A 16,657-nucleotide genomic window follows, 5' to 3' on the forward strand; every position below is an offset into this window, starting at 1 on the left:
AAGCCTCTTCAGGGCATCATCACGTAGCTGCCGGGAGCGGCACTCAGAACCGGGTATCCGGCAGCCTCATTGCCCATGGACGGCAGCGAGCCTGGCTTGCCAGAGCGGACATCCAGCCAGTCGCCCCAGGCTTCCCACCAGGACCCCTCGCTATATTTCGCAGTTTCCTGCCAGGTCTCTGGGTCGATATATCCGTCATGCTCCGGCATCGTCATGATCCGGTAGTGACGATGCGGATGACCGGGTTCGCTGACAATCCCGGCGTTGTGCCCACCAGACGTCAGAACAAATGTGACCTGGCTATCGGCGAGATGCGCGATCTTGAAAACGGATTTCCAGGGAGCCACGTGATCATGCTCCGTGCCAACCGCGAAAATCGGCAGCTGAATATCTTCCACTGAGACCGGAACGCCATCGACCTTCCACCGCCCCTCTGCAAAATCATTGTTGAGGAACAGACGCGTGAGATATTCCGAATGCATCTTGTACGGCATGCGCGTGCCATCTGCATTCCATGCCATCAGATCAAACATCGGCGCGCGCTCACCGAGCAGATATTCTCGCACGGCTTTGGACCAGATCAGATCGTTGGAGCGCAGCAGCTGAAAAGCCCCGGCCATCTGGCGCGTGTCGAGGAACCCCTGCTCCCACATCATGTCCTCGAGAAAGGAAACCTCGCTCTCGTCAATGAAAAGCGTCAGTTCCCCTGCCTCAGTGAAATCCGTTTGAGCGGCAAAGAGCGAGAGGCTGGCGACCCTCTCGTCGCCTTCGTGCATCATCCCGGCAAGCGCGATGGACAGCAGCGTACCGCCGAGACAATAGCCTGCCATATGAGCCTGTGGTGCGCCGGTGATCGCAAGCGCAGCTTCCAGCGCGGCCTCTACGCCGAGCTTGCGATAATCGGACATGCCGAGATCGCGATCCTCACGCCCCGGGTTCTTCCACGACACCATGAAGACCGTGAATCCCTGATTGACCAGATAGCGCACCAGGGAATTCTGCTCCGACAGATCCAGAATGTAATACTTCATGATCCAGGCAGGAACGATCACGATCGGTTCCGGCCGGACATTGGGCGTTGTCGGCTCATACTGGATCAGTTCAATCAAACGATTACGATAGACCACTTTTCCAGGCGTTGCTGCGAGATCTTCTCCAACAATGAAATCCTCGGCCCCTGAGGGAGGCATCTGACGGGCATACCGATCTACATCCTGAATCAGGTGATCAAACCCGCGAACGAGATTCATGCCGCCTTCTTCAAGGGTCTTTTCGATGACTTCCGGGTTGGTCCAGAAAAAGTTGGATGGAGACAGAAAGTCGAGGAACTGACGGGTAACGAAATCGACAACCTTTTCATGGTGGGCAGAAACACCACGCACACCCGTCATGGCATTGAACCACCATTGTTGTGACAGGAGAAACTGCTGAGAATAATAATTGAATGGAAAGAGCTTCCAACCCGGGTGCTCGAAACGATGGTCCTGGGGCAAGGGATCAATGCAGGCATCACCTTTGCCACGGCTCACCGCGCAACTTGTGAGAAATCGCGCGAGCCGCAGGTTCTTCGTCATCGCCTTTTCGGCCAGGCGTCCCTGCTTTCCCGGCGAGATTGCCAAATGCAGGGCCCAATCAAAGTAGGCTCGTGCCAAGGCTCCGGGAGAAATCCCAAGCGTGCCTCGCGCAATCATTGCCCTCGTCGCCCGATCCAGAACTTCCGCAAAAGCCGTAACGGAATAGCTGTCGGCAGCATCATCGGAATGAGCACTTGGCAAGAATGTATAGGCAAGGGCTGGAACCGCTGGCCGCACGGGCTGGTTCGAAGGCACTGGCAGGGCTGACTTCGAGGGCATGAAACGCTCCCATTGCGAGATGTAAAAGTTCGTTCCTGCCAGCATCGGGCGAAATCGCCATATTTCCATGATCAGGATCAAATAGGATCGGTCACGCGGCTGATAATATCGCTGCGATTTAAGGTTCGGACTTGCCGTTTGGCAGTCTGCGTGACTGTCCACGCGAAACCCTCAGGAGGCTCGACATGACCGATAACTCCAGCGCCACTCCCTTCGATTTCATGCAAACGATGTTGCCGAAATGGCCAAAGCCCAATTTCTCGAACTGGGCCTTTGCGGAACGGGAAGACGAATTGGAAGAGCGTACATTCGCCGGAATGCAGCGCTTGAACAAAACTGCCTGGGATCGGGCTGAAAAGACCCTTGATGACCATATGACCTTCGTCAGCCATCGTCTGCATGAAGACTTTGAATGCGCCAAGGCGCTTGCTGACTGCCGGATGCCTGACGAAGCCCTGACGATGCTTCAGTCCTTTTACACCCGCATGGCCGACGAGTATCAGGCACACTTGCGTCACCAGATGGACCTGTTCCGCGACACGGTGAACGAGGGCATCGAAACGGCAGAAGAACTCGGTGAGACCGCGCTGGAAACAGCGACCGAGCTCAGCAAGGCCGCAGAAGAAACCATCGAGGAAGAAAAACAGGCGCCCGCACCTACGCGGCGCAGGACGAAAAGCACCTCAGCTTAGATGAACGCGCGCATCGGCAGGCCGTGATCTGGGAACCAGATCACGGTCGCTGTTCGAGTTTCGTCAGTTCTGTTCATCCGGCAGAGCAGGTAGAGGGACGACGGCGATGCCTTCATCCAGAAGCGCCTCGGCGTCCTCTTTCGAGGTTTCGCCATAGATGTTCCGCTCTTCGGTCTCGCCATAGTGGATCTTCCGGGCTTCCTCGGCAAATTCCTTGCCGACGTAGTCCGAGCTCTCAACCACCTTACGGCGCAACGCCCTGAGCCCTTCGATCAACTCACGATGCTTCGCGTCGACCGGCATCAGGGCCGGTTGTTGCGCGGGTGGAGATCCGGTCACCGCAGCCTCGCTGCCAGGCTTGGCCTCTTGTACGGGCTCGGATTGAGGCACCGCCTGAATGCTCTCGCCTTGCAGGCGGCCCTCCTTGGACCGGGCTGTCGAGACAGCCGGCGCCATCAGCGTCTTTTGAACATGTGCTGACCCGCAAAATGGACAGGACACCAGTTCGCGCTGGCATTGCTGGTCAAAGTCATCCGAGTTTCGAAACCAGCCGTCAAAAGCATGGCCTGCGTCACAACTTAGAGCGTATCGGATCACGCGGGGATCTCCCGCTCTTCCTGTGCATGGCTCGCGGCAAAGTCTCGCTCATTCGCAATCGCTGGAATCCGCTGACGTGCCTTTGCCACTTCCTCCGGACGGATCACGGCCGTGACGAAGCCTGGTTGATCGCCATCGATTTCACCAATCACACGTCCCCAGGGATCAACCATAAGGCTGTGACCGTAGGTTTCCCGGCCGTCTTCATGCAGACCACCCTGCGCAGCCGAAACCACATAGGCGCCATTTTCAATCGCGCGTGCCCGCTGCAGCACATGCCAATGGGCCTCGCCGGTCTGGCGCGTGAATGCCGCCGGCATGGTCAGCAGACCAGCTCCCATCCGGGCCTGGGTTCGGAAGATTGCCGGAAAGCGAACATCATAGCAGACAGCCATGCCCATTTTGATCCAGGGCAGATCCGCCAGCAGTGTCTTGGATCCCGGTTCATAGGTTGCCGACTCTCGCCAACTTTCGCCATTTGGCAAATCCACATCGAACATGTGGATCTTGTCATAGCGCGCAGCAATTCGGCCCTCGGGGGAGATCAACAGCCCGCGGTTTGCGACTTTCCCATCCGGCAAAAGGATTGCCAGGGAACCAGCGTGGATCCAGACCTTGAGCTCATCGGCAATCGCCTTGAAGCGGGCGACGGTCAGATCCGCATCCTCGCTGCCGATACGCTCGAACAACTCGTCCCGGCTGCGAACCAGAACATTGGTCATTTCCGGCGTCTGGATGTAGTGAGCCCCCGCGCCTGCCGCTTCCCGGATCAGTCCCTCGGACTGCTCAAGATTTGCCACAACGCTCTTGCCGCAACGCAACTGCACACATGCGGCTGTGAATTCACTCATCTCTGACGTCTCCGGTCCGTTCGTCTATTTGTTCAGGCAGCCAACAAGGCGTCCAGCTTGCCGGCACGCTCCAGATCGTGAAGCTCGTCGCAGCCGCCCACATGCGTTGCGCCGACAAAGATCTGCGGGAAGGTGGAGCGGCCATTGGCCTTTTGCACCATTTCCTTCTTCAGCTTCGGATCAAAGGTGGCGTCATACTCCACGAACGAGACGCCCTTCTTCTGCAGCAACCGCTTTGCAGCGGTACAAAACCCGCAAAGCTGTCGGGTGTAGATAACAACATCGGCCATTTGAGAACCCTGTTCATTGGTGCGGAGCTTCCGCGATTTGGAGACGTTTATATGGGCCCGGACCCGATCTGCACAAGCACGAAGCTGTGTTCAAACTTTAGTCATGAGCTTCATCACCGACCGCAATCGCGAATGTCAGCACGTCTACCGAGCTTGCGCCCGCAGCTTTAAGAACCTTGGTGCAGGCCGTCACAGTCGAGCCCGTCGTCAGAACGTCGTCGACCAAAAGCACGGGGCGGCCATGGAGCGTATTCGACCAGCCTTGCCGCAATTCGAAGGCGCCACGCACATTCTTTTGCCGTTCAGAGGAATCCAGCCCGACCTGTTGTCGGGTCCGGCGCGCGCGTCGCAGCAGCATCGGATCCCAGTCTATCGACGCCTCGCGCGCGATCACCCGGGCAAGATCCGCAGATTGATTGAAACGCCGCTGCAACAAGCGAAGCCGGTGCAGCGGAACGGGCATGACGACGGTGTCAGGGGAGATCAGCTCCCGCCCGGCATGAACCATCCACCGCCCCATAGGCTCGGCAAGATCCCTCCGCCGGTTGAACTTCAGCGCCAGGACCAGGTCACGGGCGATGCCCTGATAAGTGGCAACTGATCGCAATCGCTCAAAAAGTGGCGGATCGGTCAGCGCCCGTGCGCTCAGGCCACCTTCTCCGATGTCATGTGTGAAAGGCGTTCCATAGCGCGCGCAAACCGGCGCGCCGATAAATGGCATTTCGCGCCAGCAAACACCACACAAATTGCCTGGCAAGGAAACACGCGCCTGACAGCAGACGCAGCGCGGCGGCAGCAGAAGATCGAGAACGGTTCCGGCGACCAGAGACCCGGCACGCGAGGTGCGCTCCAGAACAGTGTTATCCGCAAAGCCCGGCATGAGTTCAGCAACCATCCTTTCCCCCCGCGAGCCTATCATGTTTTGACGCGAACAGCTGAAAAGCCCATATGTAGCGGCAAGAGACGCATACGGACCCTCAATGACACAACCTGACCTCTTCGACCGCCCATTGCTGAAAGCGCGTCGCCGCCGCGCCCTCCGTTCGGCGACGCCCGGAAGCGACTTTTTGATGCGCGTTGTCGCAGAAGATCTCGCCGACCGATTGGCAACAATCAGCCGCACGTTCGAGACCGGTGTGGACCTTGGTGGTCATACGGGCCTGATCACTTCGGCTCTCAAGGCCAGCGGCAAGATCGACCATGTCTTGCGGGGAGATCTCCTGTGTGAGGATCCTTCGCTTGCCGCCCCCGACTTCATCTTTGATGACACCCTGCCCCCTTTGAAAGAGGCAAGCGTCGGCTTCATTGCATCGGCGCTGTCCCTTCACTGGGTCAACGATCTTCCCGGCACGTTGGTCCAAATTCGCAAGAGCTTGAAGCCGGACGGATTGTTCATGGGCGTGCTTTTGGGCAGCGACACACTGCACGAGCTGAGAGACGCCCTGATGCGAGCCGAGCTGGAGAGCACGGGCGGCGCGGCGCCGCGCGTCTCTCCTTTTGCGGACACGAGGGATCTCGGCAGCTTGCTCCAGCGCGCAGGGTTCGCCCTGCCGGTCACCGATATGGATCGATTGACCGTCAGATATTCCAACATGTTCGATCTGATGAAGGATTTGCGCGCCATGGGAGCGACGTCAATTCTGAGCGAGCGAAGCAGGAAGCCGCTGACCAAAACGATCCTCCTCAGAGCCGCAGAGCTTTATGCCCAGGATTACAGCGATCCGGACGGCCGCATTCGCGCGACGTTTTCCCTTGTCTCACTCTCAGGCTGGGCACCGCATGAAAGCCAGCAACAGCCGCTGAAACCCGGATCAGCCAAGACACGACTGGCCGACGCTCTTGGGGCAAGCGAAACACCCTTAAAGGCGGAGTGATAGCTTATTGGGATCTAGGCGAGGAAATGTCGAACGATCTGAAGTCAGCTGTCGCTGTCTGCCGTTGATCCGCTGAGTGCGTCGGAGATTGCACCAAACACATCGTCTCGGATCGTCCCGCCGATCGCACCAAGTGTGGTCAGAATTGCGACACTTATCATGCCCAGAAGAAGACCGTATTCGATCATCGTGTTTCCGGATTCATCGGCTGCAAATGCTCTGAAGCTGGTCTTGGCCTTCCCGATAATTGACCTGTCAGTGCGATCATAGACGGTCATGGAAGGGTCCTTTCAGCTCAAACAGCGGTTTAGGCAGGCACGAGATCCAGCAGGAATGGGATCAAGGGTTCATCTGCCGCCGGCATCGGGTAGTCTCGCAACCGAACCGGTCTGACCCACTTCAAGGCCTGCCCTTCCCGGCCGACCGGAGTTCCTTCCCACCGACGACAGATGAAAAGTGGCATCAGAAGATGAAAATCTTCATAAGCGTGGCTCGCGAAGGTCAAAGGGGCGAGGCACGCTTCGTTAACACTAAGGCCGAGCTCCTCGTCCAGCTCGCGGATGAGTGTCTCCTCTGGCCGCTCGCCGGCCTCGATTTTTCCGCCTGGAAACTCCCACAAACCCGCCATTGATTTCCCCTCCGGACGCTGCGCGAGAAGGATGCGTCCGTCCGCATCGACCAGGGCACATGCGGCAACGAGTACAATGCGGCTCATGAGGGCTGTTCCACTGCAAGACATCGCAATAACGGTTGGTTCACCATATTGCGGAGAGCTTTAGTCAAATGGGTAAAAGTCATCGCGAAGCTTGCTTACCTCAGCTGCGATAGTCGCCATTGATCGCGACATATTCCTTGGTGAGGTCGCAGGTCCACACACGTGCCTGCCCCTCGCCAAGTCCGAGATCAACGCGAATGACGATGTCTTCTTCTTTCATGACGGCGGAAGCAGCTTCTTCGCTGTAGTCGGCATCACGCTCTCCGTCGACGGCAACGCGCACGTCTCCAAACCAGATCGCCAGCTTGTCCCTGTCGGCCGGTTCCCCGGCCTTGCCGACGGCCATGACGACGCGGCCCCAATTGGCATCTTCTCCCGCAACCGCAGTCTTCACCAGAGGCGAGTTTGCGATCGAAAGAGCAATCGTCCGCGCTGATGTGTCGGTTTCGGCGCCCTCGACCTGCACTTCAACGAATTTGCGTGCGCCTTCGCCATCACGCGCGATCTGCTGAGCCAGATTTTGCATCAAGTCGCCCAAGGCGGCACGAACGGTCGCAAGGCGTGGGTCATCCAGCGCGTCCAGCTTCGAAATTCCACGCTTTTCGGCAGCTCCCGTCGCAAACAGCAAAACCGTGTCGGACGTCGACGTGTCGCTATCGACGGTCACCGAATTGAAGCTGTCATCCGTTTCGCCCGACAAGAGCGATTGCAGCACGGGAGGCGAAATCGCAGCATCCGTGAAAATGAAGGACAGCATGGTGGCCATGTCAGGCGCGATCATTCCGGCGCCCTTTGCCATGCCGTTGATGGTGATGGTCTCACCGTCAATGTCGACGCTCGCCGTCGCCACCTTAGGAAATGTATCCGTAGTCATGATCGCCTTGGCGGCGTCCAGCCAGCTGGCGGGCTTTTCGGCCGCTGCAAGCTCGTCAATCACATCCTCGAACTTCTCGGCATCAAGCGGTTCACCGATAACCCCGGTCGACGCCAGGAAAACATCTGCAGGATCACATGCAAGCGCTCTTGCCGCGATCTTTGCCGAGAGCTCGACCGCCGACTTTCCCTTCTTGCCGGTGAAGGCGTTGGCATTTCCCGAGTTCACCAGAAGCGCGCGCGCGCGGCCGTTCGAAAGGATCGACTTGCACCAGTCAACCGGCGCCGACGAACACTTCGATCGGGTGAAAACACCTGCAACGGCTGTTCCCTCGTCAAGCGACGCCAGAAGAACGTCGGTCCGTCCCTTGTATTTGATGCCAGCTTCCGCAGTTGCGAAACGAACACCGTCGAGGTCCGGCATGTCGGGATAGGACTTTGGGGCGAGCGGGGACACTGTCGAGGCCATAGGCCTAACTCCTGTTGCAGCTGAGCGTAAAAAAACCGCTCCGGTTCCGGCTCTTATGCCTTCGCCGGAGCGGTCTCGTAAAGGGACTATTTGCGCGGGCCCGAAGGCCGCTGAAGATCCTACTGAGCGGCAGGATCGGCCTTTGCCAGATCCTCATCGAGAATCTCGACAGGATGCTCGGCTTTCAGCTCATCCATGGTCTTGGTGTAGAGGTCACGAATCAACTGCTGGCGCAGGTTTGCCGAGACCGCTTCAAAGGTCGGCTTTTCCTGGCGGCGCTTTTCTTCGAGCAAGATAACGTGCCATCCGAATTGCGTCTCGACCGGTTCGGCCGTGAAAGAACCGGTTTCGAGCTTGAGAGCAGCTTCCTCGAACGCCGGGACCATTTGTCCCTTGGCAAAGAAACCCAGATCGCCGCCGTTCGGACCTGACGGACCGGTCGACTTCTCTTTGGCAAGTTCTGCGAAATCCGCACCGCCTTCGAGCTGTTCGATCACAGCTTCTGCCTCGGCCTTTTCCTTGACCAAAATATGCCGGGCCTTCATTTCTTCAGGACCTTCAAAGTCGGCATATTCCTTTTCATAGGCCGCCTTCAGATCATCGTCGCTAACGGCACCATCAATTTTCTGTGCCAGGTAAGCGTTGCGCAGCGCCCGCAGTGTTAGGAAATCGACCTGTTTCTGAAAGTCGGCATCCTTGTCGATTTCAGCCGTTTTCGCGGCCTGAGCCAGCAATTCCATGTCGACAAGAACGTCGAGAAGGATTGCGCGCCACTGTGCCGGCGGAAATCTTTGCAGCTCCTGCCCAAGGTCCTGGGCCGCAAAAGCCAGGTCCGCTTCGGTAATTTCAGAGGTGCCAACCGTGGCCACGACGTCGTCCGGCTCGGCCGCGAAAACCGCAGAAGTCCCCAACGTCAAGGCAAGAGCAGGAACCAGAAGCGAGCGGGCTTGCCGACGCATGGAAAAACGGAACATTGGAAGTCCTTTGTACTTGGGACATGAATTCTAGCCGCCCTGACCACCAGGACGGGGCAACTTTGCTGAAAGCAGCGCCGTTGACAAGCTTTGGACCCCCTCTTATCTGTCGAGCGTCCTGTCTTCGGATATGGATGGCACCTTTGCCTCGGGTTTCCGCTTGCGCTTCGTCGCTGGTCGGAGAGCGTGGACAGCAATTGAGACGATTTCATGGGCAGGCGCCATGCCGTTCGAACCGGCGCCGCTCTACAGGGGAAGGACCGCCACATGGCTGGCCTTGGCGCTTTAGCACGTAAGATTTTTGGTTCCGCCAACGACCGCAAGGTAAAGGCATTCAAAGCAAAGGTGGCTGAGATAACAGCCCTAGAGCCCGAAGTTCAGGCGCTCTCGGACGAGGATCTTCGGGCACGGACTGAACAGTTCCGCGAGCAGTTGAAGAACGGCGCCTCGCTGGACGATATCCTGGCTCCGGCTTTCGCCACAGTTCGTGAAGCCGCCAAGCGGGCCCTCGGTCAGCGGCACTATGACGTGCAGCTGATTGGCGGAATGGTTCTGAACTCGGGCCAGATCGCGGAAATGCGAACCGGTGAGGGCAAGACACTGGTTGCGACCGCGCCGGTGTATCTGAACGCATTGACCGGCAAGGGCGTTCACGTCGTCACGGTCAACGACTACCTCGCCCAGCGCGACAGCGACTGGATGGGGCAGGTCTACCGCTTCCTGGGACTGACCGTCGGCTGCATCACCCATGGTCTTTCGGACGATGAACGGCGCGCGGCCTACGCAGCAGATGTCACCTACGGCACGAACAACGAATTCGGCTTCGACTATCTGCGCGACAACATGAAACATGAGCGTGAAGCCATGGTTCAGCGCGAGCACAATTATGCAATCGTCGATGAGGTCGACTCGATCCTGGTTGACGAGGCACGCACACCGCTCATCATTTCCGGTCCGCTGGAGGATCGCTCCGATTTCTACAACACAGTCGACACCTTCATTCCGCATCTGACCGAAGAAGACTATGAGCTGGACGAGAAAGCCCGCTCAGTGTCCTTCACCGAAGCCGGAAACGAAAAACTCGAAGGCATTTTGAGTGAAGCCGGCCTGCTCAAGGGTGATCATCTCTATGACGTGGACAACGTCGCAGTGGTTCATCACCTGCAGCAGGCGTTGAAGGCCCACAAGCTCTTCCAGCGCGACAAGGACTACATCGTCCGCAATGACGAAGTGGTGATCATCGACGAGTTCACAGGCCGCATGATGCCGGGCCGCCGCTTCTCGGAAGGGCTGCACCAGGCCCTTGAAGCCCGCGAACACGTCAGCATCCAGCCGGAAAACCAGACGCTCGCATCGATCACGTTCCAGAATTACTTCCGCATGTACAACAAGCTCGCAGGTATGACCGGTACCGCGGCAACGGAAGCGGACGAATTTGCCGACATCTACTCTCTGGAAGTCGTCGAAATTCCGACCAACAGGGATGTCAGCCGCATAGACGACGATGACGAAGTCTATCGCACGGTCGAGGAGAAATTCCTCGCAATCGTCAAGCTGATCGATGATTGCAAGGAGCGCGGACAGCCGATCCTGGTCGGCACGACCTCGATCGAGAAATCCGAGTATCTGGCCGAGCTGTTGAAAAAGCACGGTTACAAGCAGATCGATGTGACCGACCCAGCAAGCTTCATCGCTGCCCAGCAGCAGGAAGGCGGCAAGGCGAAAGTCTTTGCGGTTCTCAACGCCCGCTACCACGAGCAGGAAGCCCTGATCATCAGTCAGGCCGGTCTTCCCGGCGCCGTCACCATCGCCACCAATATGGCAGGCCGCGGTACCGACATTCAGCTCGGCGGTAATGTGGACATGCGCCTGGACATCGAGGTGGGCGAGATGCCGGAAGGCGAAAAACGCGCCGCGCGCGAGGCCGAAATCAAGGCAGAAGCCGAAGAGCTCAAGCAAAAGGCCCTGGCTGCTGGCGGTTTGTACGTCATCGGCACTGAGCGCCACGAAAGCCGCCGGATCGACAATCAGCTGCGCGGCCGTTCCGGCCGTCAGGGCGATCCCGGGCATTCCAAGTTCTTCCTCTCGCTGCAGGACGACCTGATGCGGATCTTCGGGTCCGAGCGCATGGATTCCATGTTGCAAAAGCTCGGCCTGGAAGAAGGTGAAGCCATCATCCATCCCTGGATCAACAAGGCTCTGGAAAAAGCGCAGCAAAAGGTCGAAGCGCGTAACTTCGACGTGCGTAAGAACCTTCTCAAGTTCGATGACGTGATGAACGACCAGCGCAAGGTCGTCTTCGAGCAGCGCATCGATTTGATGGACGGAGACACCATCCAGGAAACCGTGGCCGACATGCGCCACGATGTGATCGAGGACCTCGTCACCCGTCACATTCCTGAACGCGCCTATCCCGAACAGTGGGACACGGATGGCCTGCTGGAAGAAGTCCGCACGATCCTGAACATGGATCTTCCGGTCAAGGAATGGGCTGACGAAGAAGGCATCGCCGACGAAGAAGTCAAGGAACGCCTGCGCCGGGCCGCCGACGAGGCCATGGCAGACAAGGCAGCCAAATACAGCCCTGACATCATGCGTCAGGTCGAAAAGGCTGTTCTCCTGCAGACCCTCGACAATCTGTGGCGCGAGCATCTGTCAAACCTCGACCACCTGCGCTCCGCCGTTGCCTTCCGCGGCTACGCCCAGCGCGACCCGCTGCAGGAATACAAGACTGAATCCTTCACACTGTTTGAGAACATGCTGGCTCAGCTGCGCCAGATCACAACAGCCCAGCTCATGCGTGTCGAGCTGGTGACGGAACAGCCGCCTGCACAGCCGGAACTGCCGGAAATGCATGCCCATCACATCGACCCCGTGACGGGTGAAGATGAAATGGCAGAGCCACGCGATCCGGAAAAGCCGGAAACCTGGGGCAAGGTCGGACGGAACGAACCCTGCCCCTGCGGTTCGGGCAAGAAATACAAGCATTGCCATGGCGCGCTGACGTAGTTTCTTCCCAGACAGACATCAGGAAAGGCCAGTTCTCTCAGAGGGCTGGCCTTTTTTGATGAATTGCGGCAGTTTGCGCGCAAAGCGCAGGGTGATTGATGCAAGCTTCAAATGAAGGCCAGATTTACATAGGACGGCGAGCCGAGGCCCGGCCTGCAACACCTCTGATCAGCATCGTCGTGCCTGCCTATAACGAAGCGGAGGTTCTGGATCATTTCCTGACCGACACCCGCGCCGTTCTGGATCCCATGGGTCTTCCTTATGAATATGTTTTCATTGATGACGGCAGTCGCGATGAAACGGCAAGCATCATCGCTTCGCATTTGGCAGGCGGCCTGCCCGGCCGGCTCGTGGCCCTGTCTCGCAACTTCGGCAAGGAAGCGGCCCTGACGGCCGGCCTCGCCCATGCGAAAGGCGATGTCGTCGTGGTCATTGACGCAGATCTTCAAGACCCGCCCGAATTGATCCCGCAGATGATCGATGGCTGGCGCGCCGGATATGACGTCGTCTACGGGTTGCGCGTTGACCGGTCGTCGGACACGCTCTTAAAGCGCCGGTCGGCCGAGCTGTTTTACCGCCTGTTCAACCAGCTATCCAACATCGACATGCCCGCAAATGCAGGCGACTTCCGGCTCATTGACCGAACCGTTGTCGAGGCGCTTATGCGCTTGCCGGAAAGCAATCGCTTCATGAAAGGCCTTTTTGCCTGGGTCGGCTTCCCGTCCATGGCGTTGCCCTATGAGCGGCCCGAGCGCAGGGCTGGCAACGGCAAGTGGAATTACTGGAAGCTGTGGAACTTCGCGATCGATGGCCTGACCGGTTTCACCACCATGCCTCTGCGCATCTGGCTCTACGGCGGCGCTTTGGTGGCGACCATGTCTTTCGCCTACGCCGCCTATCTGATCATCCGCGTCATGGCTTACGGCATTGATGTTCCAGGCTACGCGTCATTGATGGTCGGCTTGTTGTTCTTCTCAGGCGTCCAGCTGCTGTCAGTCGGCATGATCGGCGAATATGTGGCGCGGCTCTTCAACGAAGCGAAACAACGCCCTGTCTACCTCGTTCAGGATGTCATTGAAGGTGCATCGACCGCGCGGGAGACATCCGCAGATGACAAGTGATACGCGTTCCTATCAGGATCGTGCCAAGGCGGAAGCAGGCACGGCAGTCCGGTTCGCGATCGTCGGCGGGGTGGCCACGCTCACCCATGCCGGGGTTGCCTTGCTGCTGCTGCAAAGTGGGTTGCTCCCTGCATTCCTGGCAAATACCGGCGGTTTCGTGATCGCGTTTGCGGTGTCTTTCCTGGGCCATCATCACTGGAGCTTCAGAACGGAAAACAGCGGCGCAGAAGCAGGCCGGCGAATGCGCCGATTCTTTCTGCTAGCTCTCGCTGGTTTCGCGTTAAATTCCAGCGTCCTGGCCGGTTGGCTTGGTCTGACCTCCTGGCCCGAGAGCCTCGGCATTCTGTTCTCCATTGCCGTCGTTCCCGCGCTCACATTTCTCGGCGCGCGTCTCTGGGCTTTTTCGGCCAAACCGGACGCCCCCGTTCAAGACAAGAGCTGATAACCCGTGACAGCCTCCCGCGCCGCGTTCGTTTACGTCGCAAGCCTTTCGCTCCTCTGGGCCCTCATCCCCACGCTGTTCTTTCCAAACCCGCCTCTGGATGTGGTGGAGGGCTACGCCTGGGGCCGCGAGCTCGCGTTGGGCTACACCAAGCACCCGCCGATGCAGGCCTGGTTGCTGGAGCTGACCTATCGCATCACCGGCGGCGGAACTTTTGGCGGCTACTGGCTGAGCCAGATTTCAATCGCGCTTGGCTATTGGTGCATCTGGCATCTTGCAAAGCGGCTTGGATTGACGAGCTGGCAGGCTTTCTGGTCAATCGTCCTGACCAGCGCCACATTTTATTTCACCCTGCCGGCGCCGGAGTTCAACCCGAACATTCTGCAGATTCCGGTCTGGGCCGGAATGATATTGGTCTTTCATCGAGCTCTTGAGCGCGGCCAGCTGCTCGATTGGCTTTTACTCGGAGTAATCGCGGCCTTCGGCCTTTACACCAAGTATTTCGTCGCGCTGCTGATCGGAGCAATCGGCCTTTATACCCTCGTTCGGCCTAAGGCCCGCAGGCACCTCTTGACCCCCGGACCATGGATCACCGCCGCAACCTGCGTCGCACTTTTGGTTCCGCATATCCTCTGGCTTGTCGAAACCGACTTCCTGACATTCAAATATGCAGCAAGCAGAAGCCGGAGCGCGGTCTCCTGGCTTGAGCATGTGACAAACCCGGTCAATTTTCTGGGCGCCCAGATCGCAAATCATGCAGGGCTATTCATCACATTGATTTCAGGCTTTGGCATCGCCGGCATCAAGGTGCTTCGTACAAAGCTCAGGGCGCAAGACGCCGGCGAGACCGCCAAAAGAGAAGCATTCTTCCTCATATGGTTTGCGGCCCTACCCCTATGCGTCGTTCTTCTGCTCTCCGCGGTCACCGGAGGCGAATTCGAGCACATGTGGGGGACGCCCCTGTTTGTTCTGTCAGGGATCGTCGCTGTGCGTTTCCTGAACCTGCCTGACAACTGGGCCCATCCTCGAGGGGCCCTGATCGCAGCGATCGTCATTCAAGCCATTTTTCTGGGGGTGATTTCAGGCCAGGCTCTGCTCGAGCCTCTCTGGAAGACCAAGCACACACGCATGCACTATCCCGGCCATGACATCGCCCTCATGCTCTCTTCGAAATGGCGCGAGGAGATGGGAACAGATCTTCCCTATGTCGCCGGTGACATGTGGTCAGCTGCCAATGTGGCCCTCCATGCCGGCGAACGCCCATCGATGTTCTATCAGCATGACAGAGCCCTTAGCCCCTGGATCAATCTCGACGACGTCCAACGCAAGGGCGTGATGCTGGTCTGGCGTGGAGACCGAGCAACACTGCCGGATGAGCTGGCGAAATTCTATCCAGGCGTCGTTCGCGATGGAACGCAGACCTTTCCTGCATTTGTCTACGGCAGCATCCCACCGATCCAAATCAACTGGGCCCTTATCCCTCCCGGTAAAGTCGCTGAAAAACCCATTCGCTAAGCCCGTACGACCCATTTGGCACTTGGTTGGTCACAGAGCACGGCGTATCGTCGAGCCATGATCGACATGTCCGAAATAGACCGCGTTGAGGACTGGCTGATTGGCCAGGCACTGCATTCACCCGACATGCCGAAGATGTTCGGGGAGCTTTGCGAAAAGCTTGCGGAATGCGAGGTCCCGATCAGTCGCGCGCTCCTCGCCTGGGCAACGCTGCATCCCCTCATCGAGGCGGAAACCGCCTTTTGGGAAGCGCAGGTCGGGATTGAGCATCAGCAGTTCACTCACACCGAAGAAGAACAGGAAGACTGGCTGAAGAGCCCCATGCGCAGCGCGCTGATGGAAAGAAAGGATTTCCTCAGGCGACGTCTTGAGGGCGGCAACGCTGAACTCGACTATCAGCTCTGTGTCGAGCTCTCAGCCAAGGGCTACACCGACTACATGGTCATCACGACCGGGTTCGATATGCCTGCCATCAGCGACATGAAAGGCAACACCGGCATCATTGTCAGTTGGGCGACTCAAAAAGCCGGAGGTTTCTCCGATGATGAAGTGGCCGCGATCCACTACATTCAAAAACGCCTCGCGCTCGCCGCGCGCGCCAATCTCGAAGCGCAGGTCACGCAAACCATCGCAGAGACCTATCTCGGGCAGTGGGCGGGATCACGCGTCCTCAATGGCCAGATCCGCCACGGCGATGGCCAGACCATCAATGCAGTCATTTTCTATTGCGACATGAGAAACTCGACATGCATTGCCGAAGATCTCGGGCCGGAACGCTATCTGAAGTTCCTGAACACCTATTTCGAGGCAACCGGAGGCCCGGTGCTTGCCCACGGCGGCGAAATTCTCGATTTCATCGGCGATGCGGTGCTTGGTGTCTTTCCAATCGCCGGGAAAGATCTCGGAACGGCGGTCGAGCGTGCGCTCGCAGCTGCAGACGAATTGCGCGAACGCATCGCCGCGCTGAACGGCAGCGAGAGCAACGATCCACATTTGACTGTTGGTCTGGCCCTGTCCGTAGGCGAGGTGATGTTCGGCAACATCGGCGTCGCCAACAGGCTGACATTTTCCGTCATAGGGCAAACGGTTCACGCGGCGGCCCGGATGGAAACCCTCACGAAAAAGGTTCACCGGGATATTCTGATGACAGCGGAAATTGCAGCCTTGGCCAGCCATCGTGCAGAGCCGGTCGGAGCGTTCGCACTTGACGGTTTCGCGGTCGAGCGCCCGCTTTTCGCACTTTCCACCCGCTAGAGTATTTTCCAATTTGCCTGGATTGGCCGAGGTACCATCCGGCACAGTCTGCACGCGACAGATTGTCGATGGTGCTGCCGCAAAATTCATGGCACCCATGGATCCGCAAGAACAATGATCAGGGAATG

Annotated in this window: 16 protein-coding genes; 7 read left to right on the plus strand and 9 right to left on the minus strand. The window is 58.2% G+C overall.

Annotated features, from left to right (window positions below; translation table 11 throughout):
* Positions 1–8: 8 nt before the first annotated feature.
* Positions 9–1,853 carry a PHA/PHB synthase family protein gene (locus IG617_RS13025; protein ID WP_192109673.1) on the minus strand — a complete coding sequence of 615 codons (1,845 nt, stop codon included), beginning with the start codon at positions 1,851–1,853 and terminating at the stop codon, positions 9–11.
* A gap of 185 nt (positions 1,854–2,038) precedes the next feature.
* On the opposite strand from IG617_RS13025, the gene IG617_RS13030 reads away from it, so the two are divergent.
* Positions 2,039–2,545, plus strand: coding sequence for a phasin family protein (locus tag IG617_RS13030; protein ID WP_209008468.1), 507 nt, complete (start codon positions 2,039–2,041; stop codon positions 2,543–2,545).
* Between the two features lie 63 nt (positions 2,546–2,608).
* On the opposite strand, the gene IG617_RS13035 is transcribed toward IG617_RS13030, so the two are convergent.
* The 4 genes from IG617_RS13035 to IG617_RS13050 form a co-directional block, all read right to left on the minus strand.
* Positions 2,609–3,142, minus strand: a complete 534-nt coding sequence (locus IG617_RS13035) for a DUF1178 family protein (protein ID WP_192109674.1) — start codon at positions 3,140–3,142, stop codon at positions 2,609–2,611.
* Complete coding sequence (locus tag IG617_RS13040) at positions 3,139–3,993, minus strand: carbon-nitrogen hydrolase family protein (RefSeq protein ID WP_192109675.1); 855 nt, start codon at positions 3,991–3,993, stop codon at positions 3,139–3,141. Before IG617_RS13040 ends, IG617_RS13035 begins: the two co-directional genes overlap by 4 nt.
* 32 nt (positions 3,994–4,025) lie before the next feature.
* Entirely contained in the window at positions 4,026–4,283 is a 258-nt protein-coding gene (gene grxC / locus IG617_RS13045; protein ID WP_153771323.1) for a glutaredoxin 3, read from the minus strand.
* Positions 4,284–4,380: 97 nt separating this feature from the next.
* Positions 4,381–5,178 (minus strand): ComF family protein, encoded by a 798-nt coding sequence (locus IG617_RS13050; RefSeq protein ID WP_254170552.1) that lies wholly within the window; start codon positions 5,176–5,178, stop codon positions 4,381–4,383.
* An 85-nt stretch (positions 5,179–5,263) separates the two neighbouring features.
* On the opposite strand from IG617_RS13050, the gene IG617_RS13055 reads away from it, so the two are divergent.
* Entirely contained in the window at positions 5,264–6,157 is an 894-nt protein-coding gene (locus IG617_RS13055) for a methyltransferase domain-containing protein (RefSeq protein WP_192109676.1), read from the plus strand.
* A 44-nt stretch (positions 6,158–6,201) separates the two neighbouring features.
* Here the strand turns inward: IG617_RS13055 and IG617_RS13060 are convergent, their stop codons facing one another.
* From IG617_RS13060 to IG617_RS13075, 4 genes are all read right to left on the minus strand, one after another.
* A complete protein-coding gene (locus tag IG617_RS13060) occupies positions 6,202–6,435 on the minus strand; it encodes a Flp family type IVb pilin (RefSeq protein ID WP_192109677.1) in 234 nt (77 codons plus the stop codon).
* A 29-nt stretch (positions 6,436–6,464) separates the two neighbouring features.
* Positions 6,465–6,872, minus strand: coding sequence for a (deoxy)nucleoside triphosphate pyrophosphohydrolase (locus tag IG617_RS13065; protein WP_420826151.1), 408 nt, complete (start codon positions 6,870–6,872; stop codon positions 6,465–6,467).
* A gap of 100 nt (positions 6,873–6,972) precedes the next feature.
* On the minus strand, positions 6,973–8,214 hold the full coding sequence (gene argJ / locus IG617_RS13070; RefSeq protein ID WP_192109679.1) for a bifunctional glutamate N-acetyltransferase/amino-acid acetyltransferase ArgJ: 1,242 nt from the start codon (positions 8,212–8,214) through the stop codon (positions 6,973–6,975).
* Positions 8,215–8,333: 119 nt separating this feature from the next.
* Positions 8,334–9,188, minus strand: coding sequence for a peptidylprolyl isomerase (locus IG617_RS13075; protein ID WP_192109680.1), 855 nt, complete (start codon positions 9,186–9,188; stop codon positions 8,334–8,336).
* Positions 9,189–9,455: 267 nt separating this feature from the next.
* On the opposite strand from IG617_RS13075, the gene secA reads away from it, so the two are divergent.
* The 5 genes from secA to IG617_RS13100 all read left to right on the plus strand — a co-directional run bounded on the left by secA (position 9,456) and on the right by IG617_RS13100 (position 16,529).
* Positions 9,456–12,197, plus strand: a complete 2,742-nt coding sequence (secA, locus tag IG617_RS13080; protein WP_192109681.1) for a preprotein translocase subunit SecA — start codon at positions 9,456–9,458, stop codon at positions 12,195–12,197.
* Positions 12,198–12,295: 98 nt separating this feature from the next.
* A complete protein-coding gene (locus IG617_RS13085) occupies positions 12,296–13,318 on the plus strand; it encodes a glycosyltransferase family 2 protein (protein ID WP_192109682.1) in 1,023 nt (340 codons plus the stop codon).
* A complete protein-coding gene (locus IG617_RS13090) occupies positions 13,308–13,760 on the plus strand; it encodes a GtrA family protein (RefSeq protein ID WP_192109683.1) in 453 nt (150 codons plus the stop codon). The genes IG617_RS13085 and IG617_RS13090 overlap by 11 nt, the downstream gene beginning before the upstream one ends.
* Positions 13,761–13,766: 6 nt before the next feature.
* On the plus strand, positions 13,767–15,275 hold the full coding sequence (locus IG617_RS13095; RefSeq protein ID WP_192109684.1) for a glycosyltransferase family 39 protein: 1,509 nt from the start codon (positions 13,767–13,769) through the stop codon (positions 15,273–15,275).
* Between the two features lie 66 nt (positions 15,276–15,341).
* Positions 15,342–16,529: an adenylate/guanylate cyclase domain-containing protein gene (locus IG617_RS13100; RefSeq protein ID WP_209008469.1), complete on the plus strand. Its 1,188-nt coding sequence runs from the start codon at positions 15,342–15,344 to the stop codon at positions 16,527–16,529.
* Positions 16,530–16,657: the final 128 nt, after the last annotated feature.

Source organism: Roseibium polysiphoniae, from assembly GCF_014842925.1.
Classification (GTDB): domain Bacteria; phylum Pseudomonadota; class Alphaproteobacteria; order Rhizobiales; family Stappiaceae; genus Roseibium; species Roseibium polysiphoniae.

Coding starts and splice junctions, on each gene's coding strand:
- IG617_RS13025 (WP_192109673.1), bottom strand. CDS start 1,853: ATGCCCTCGAAGTCAGCCCTGCCAGTGCCTTCGAACCAGCCCGTGCGG.
- IG617_RS13030 (WP_209008468.1), top strand. CDS start 2,039: ATGACCGATAACTCCAGCGCCACTCCCTTCGATTTCATGCAAACGATG.
- IG617_RS13040 (WP_192109675.1), bottom strand. CDS start 3,993: ATGAGTGAATTCACAGCCGCATGTGTGCAGTTGCGTTGCGGCAAGAGC.
- grxC (WP_153771323.1), bottom strand. CDS start 4,283: ATGGCCGATGTTGTTATCTACACCCGACAGCTTTGCGGGTTTTGTACC.
- IG617_RS13050 (WP_254170552.1), bottom strand. CDS start 5,178: ATGGTTGCTGAACTCATGCCGGGCTTTGCGGATAACACTGTTCTGGAG.
- IG617_RS13055 (WP_192109676.1), top strand. CDS start 5,264: ATGACACAACCTGACCTCTTCGACCGCCCATTGCTGAAAGCGCGTCGC.
- IG617_RS13060 (WP_192109677.1), bottom strand. CDS start 6,435: ATGACCGTCTATGATCGCACTGACAGGTCAATTATCGGGAAGGCCAAG.
- IG617_RS13065 (WP_420826151.1), bottom strand. CDS start 6,872: ATGAGCCGCATTGTACTCGTTGCCGCATGTGCCCTGGTCGATGCGGAC.
- argJ (WP_192109679.1), bottom strand. CDS start 8,214: ATGGCCTCGACAGTGTCCCCGCTCGCCCCAAAGTCCTATCCCGACATG.
- IG617_RS13075 (WP_192109680.1), bottom strand. CDS start 9,188: ATGTTCCGTTTTTCCATGCGTCGGCAAGCCCGCTCGCTTCTGGTTCCT.
- secA (WP_192109681.1), top strand. CDS start 9,456: ATGGCTGGCCTTGGCGCTTTAGCACGTAAGATTTTTGGTTCCGCCAAC.
- IG617_RS13085 (WP_192109682.1), top strand. CDS start 12,296: ATGCAAGCTTCAAATGAAGGCCAGATTTACATAGGACGGCGAGCCGAG.
- IG617_RS13090 (WP_192109683.1), top strand. CDS start 13,308: ATGACAAGTGATACGCGTTCCTATCAGGATCGTGCCAAGGCGGAAGCA.
- IG617_RS13100 (WP_209008469.1), top strand. CDS start 15,342: ATGTCCGAAATAGACCGCGTTGAGGACTGGCTGATTGGCCAGGCACTG.